General features: G+C 69.2%; 2 protein-coding genes. Both read left to right on the top strand.

All coding sequences use genetic code 11. The features are described 5' to 3' along the window. Window positions 1-205 precede the first annotated feature (205 nt). Window positions 206-2,191 carry a DNA topoisomerase IV subunit B gene (locus A612_RS15465; protein ID WP_019375344.1) on the top strand — a complete coding sequence of 662 codons (1,986 nt, stop codon included), beginning with the start codon at window positions 206-208 and terminating at the stop codon, window positions 2,189-2,191. Between the two features lie 88 nt (window positions 2,192-2,279). Further along, window positions 2,280-4,330, top strand: a 2,051-nt coding sequence (gene parC / locus A612_RS15470; RefSeq protein ID WP_019375345.1) for a DNA topoisomerase IV subunit A, incomplete at its 3' end; no start/stop codon positions are given.

A 4,330-nucleotide genomic window follows, 5' to 3' on the forward strand; every position in this document is an offset into this window, starting at 1 on the left:
CCGCAGGCCGAAGCCGTGGACGCTGTCCATGGGCGGGGCGCCACGGGCCGCGTCGCGGGCCGCAATCCCGGGGAGGGGCCGCGGGCGCGACATCGTGCGGGCGGAATGCATGGGCGGCAATGTAACCAAAACCCATGAGACCCGCTGGGGCAGCCAGAAAGCCCGACAATACTGTACACAAACCCAGGTCCTACAATCCGCCGCCATGGCCACCAGAACCACTTCTCGCAACAACGCCAACGACTATGCCGAGGGCTCGATCCGGGTGCTCAAGGGCCTGGAGCCCGTCAAGCAGCGCCCGGGCATGTACACCCGCACCGACAACCCGCTGCACATCATCCAGGAGGTGCTGGACAACGCCGCCGACGAGGCGCTCGCGGGCTTCGGCAAGAAGATCCGCGTGACGCTGCACGCCGACGGCTCGGTCAGCGTCGAGGACGATGGACGCGGCATTCCCTTCGGCCTGCACCCGGAGGAGCACGCGCCGGTGGTGGAGCTGGTCTTCACGCGGCTGCACGCCGGCGGCAAGTTCGACAAGGGCAAGGGCGGCGCCTACAACTTCTCCGGCGGCCTGCACGGCGTGGGCGTGTCGGTGACGAACGCGCTGTCCACGCGCATGGAGGTGGCGACCCGCCGCGAGGGCCAGGTGGCGCGCTTGGTGTTTGCCGGCGGCGACGTGGTGGAGCCGCTCGTGGCCCGGCCGCTGCAGCCGGGCGAGCGCAAGCAGGGCACCACCGTGCGCGCTTGGCCGGATGCGAGGTATTTCGAGTCCACGCACCTGCCGGCGGCGGAGCTGGCGCACCTGCTGCGCAGCAAGGCGGTGCTGATGCCGGGCGTGGCGGTGACGCTGTTCAATGAGAAAACGCGCGAGACCCAGACCTGGCAGTACAAGGGCGGGCTGCGCGACTACCTCGTGCAGACCCTGCCGGCCGACCCGGTCATCCCGCTGTTCGAGGGCGAGGGCTTTGCCGACGCCGGCCACGACAGTTTCGCCGAGGGCGAGGGCGCGGCCTGGGCCGTGGCCTTCACCGAAGAAGGCGCGCCGGTGCGCGAGAGCTACGTCAACCTGATCCCGACGAGCGCAGGTGGCACGCACGAGAGCGGCCTGCGCGACGGGCTGTTCCAGGCGGTGAAGGGCTTCATCGAGCTGCACGGGCTCCTGCCCAAGGGCGTGAAGCTGATGCCCGAGGACGTGTTCGCGCGCGCCAGCTATGTGCTCTCGGCCAAGGTGCTGGATCCGCAGTTCCAGGGCCAGATCAAGGAGCGGCTCAATTCGCGCGACGCGGTGCGGCTGGTGTCGAGCTTCGTGCGCCCGGCGCTCGAGCTGTGGCTGCACCAGCATGTGGACTACGGCAGGAAGCTGGCGGAACTGGCCATCAAGGCGGCGCAGACCCGGCAACGGGCCGGCCAGAAGGTCGAGAAGAAAAAGGGCTCGGGCGTGGCCGTGCTGCCCGGCAAGCTCACCGATTGCGAGAGCCGCGACACGGCATACAACGAGGTCTTCCTGGTCGAGGGCGACAGTGCCGGCGGCAGCGCCAAGATGGGCCGCGACAAGGAGACGCAGGCCATCCTGCCGCTGCGCGGCAAGGTGCTCAACACCTGGGAAGTGGAGCGCGACCGGTTGTTTGCCAACACCGAGGTGCACGACATCGCGGTCGCCATCGGCGTCGACCCGCACGGGCCGAACGACGCGCCGGATCTGTCGGGCCTGCGCTACGGCAAGATCTGCATCCTGTCGGACGCCGACGTGGATGGCTCGCACATCCAGGTGCTGCTGCTGACGCTGTTCTTCCGGCATTTTCCGAAGCTGATCGAGGCCGGCCACGTCTACGTGGCGCGACCGCCCCTGTACCGCGTGGACGTCCCGGCGCGCGGCAGGAAGCCGACCGCCAAGCTGTATGCGCTGGACGAGGCGGAGCTGTCCGCCATCCTCGACAAGGCCGCCAAGGAGGGCGTGGCGCGCGAGCGTTGCCAGATCAGCCGTTTCAAGGGCCTGGGCGAGATGAACGCCGAGCAGCTGTGGGAGACCACGCTGAACCCGGACACGCGCCGGCTGATGCCGGTGCAGCTGGGCGCTGCGGGCTACGAGGCCACGGCGGCGCTGATGGCGCGCCTGATGGGCAAGGGCGAAGCCGCGTCGCGCCGCGCGTTGATGGAACTGCACGGCGACGCGGTGGAAGTGGACATCTGAACCCCGCCCGGCCTTTTCATCCCTTGATTGAATGTCCCGGCTGCTGGCGCTTGCTCGGCAAGCGCTGGCGGCTTCTGGTTCCTGAAGCATGAACGACCCGTCTACGATCGATCTGACCGCTGCATCGCCGGCGGAGGACTCCCTTGCCAGCTACGCCCAGCGCGCCTACCTGGAATACGCCCTCTCGGTCGTCAAGGGCCGGGCGCTGCCCGATGTGTGCGACGGCATGAAGCCGGTGCAGCGGCGCATCCTGTACGCCATGGGCGAGATGGGCCTGGGCTGGAGCGGCCCGAACCGCAACACCGCCGCCCGGCCGGTCAAGAGCGCGCGCGTGGTGGGCGATGTGCTGGGGCGTTTCCATCCGCACGGTGACCAGTCGGCCTACGACGCGCTGGTGCGCCTGGCGCAGGATTTCTCGCAGCGCTATCCGCTGATCGATGGGCAGGGCAACTTCGGCAGCCGCGATGGCGACGGCGCGGCCGCCATGCGCTACACGGAAGCGCGCCTGTCGCGCATCACGAGTCTGTTGCTCGACGAGATCGGCATGGGTACGGTGGATTTCGTGCCCAACTACGACGGCTCGACGCTGGAGCCGCGCCAGCTGCCGGCACGGCTGCCGTTTGCGCTGCTCAACGGCGCGAGCGGCATCGCCGTCGGGCTGGCGACCGAGATCCCGAGCCACAACCTGCGCGAGGTGGCGGATGCCTGCGTGGCGCTGGTCAAGAACCCGAAGCTGGCCGACGAGGCGCTGTTCGCCCTGATCCCCGGGCCGGACTACCCAGGCGGCGGCCAGATCATCAGCGCCGCCGAGGATATCCAGGCCGCCTACAGGAGTGGGCGCGGCTCGCTGAAGGTGCGCGCGCGCTGGAAGATCGAGGAACTGGCGCGCGGCCAGTGGCAACTGGTGGTGACCGAACTGCCGCCCAACGTCTCGGCGCAGAAGGTGCTCGAAGAAATCGAGGAACTCACCAACCCGAAGATCAAGACCGGCAAGAAGGCACTCAGCCCCGAGCAGGTGCAGCTCAAGGCGAGCATGCTGGCGCTGCTCGATGGCGTGCGCGACGAGTCCAGCAAGGACGCGCCGGTGCGGCTGGTGATCGAGCCCAAGACCTCGAAGGTCGCCAAGGAACAGCTGACCACGGCGCTGCTCGCGCACACCAGCCTGGAGACCTCCGCGCCCGTCAACCTGACCATGGTGGGCCTGGACGGCCGCCCGGTGCAGAAATCGCTGCGGCAGATGCTTGAGGAATGGATTGCCTTTCGCCAGCAGACGATTGCGCGGCGCAGCCAGCACCGCCTCACGAAGGTGCTGGAGCGCATCCACATCCTGGAAGGCCGGCAGGTCGTGCTGCTGAACATCGACGAGGTGATCGCCATCATCCGCGAGTCCGACGAGCCCAAGGCGGCCCTGATCGGGCGCTTCAACCTGTCGGACCGGCAGGCGGAAGACATCCTGGAGATCCGCCTGCGCCAGCTGGCGCGGCTCGAAGCCATCAAGATCGAGCAGGAGCTCCAGGCGCTGCGCGAGGAGCAGGGCAAGCTCGAGGACATCCTCGCCAATCCCGCGTCGCTGCGCCGTCTGATGGTGCGCGAGATCGAAGCCGACGCCCGGCAGTTCGCCGACGAGCGCCGCACGCTGATCCAGGCCGAGAAGCGGGCCGTGGCCGAGGTGCGCGTGCCGGACGAGCCGGTCACCGTCATCGTCTCGGAGAAGGGCTGGGTGCGCGCCCGGCAGGGCCATGGGCATGAGCTGGCGAGCCTGTCCTTCAAGGCCGGCGACGCCCTGTACGGCACCTTCGAGTGCCGGACGGTGGACACGCTGCTGGTCTTCGGCAGCAACGGGCGGGTGTATTCGGTCGCCGTGGCGCAGCTGCCCGGCGGGCGCGGCGATGGCCAGCCGATCACGACGCTGATCGAGCTGGAGCCGGGCACACAGCCCGTGCACTACTTCGCCGGCCCGCCCGAGGCGACGCTGGTGCTGGCGGGCTCGGGCGGCTACGGCTTCCTCTCGTCGGTCGAGCACATGACGGGGCGCAACCGCGGCGGCAAGGCGTTCGTCAGCCTGGCCGAGGGAGAGACCCTGTGTGCGCCATCGCATGCCGCGGGCAGCAGCGCCAGCCAGCCGCTCCCCCCCCCCCC

It is taken from the genome of Melaminivora alkalimesophila, assembly GCF_000282995.1.
GTDB lineage: Bacteria > Pseudomonadota > Gammaproteobacteria > Burkholderiales > Burkholderiaceae_C > Melaminivora > Melaminivora alkalimesophila.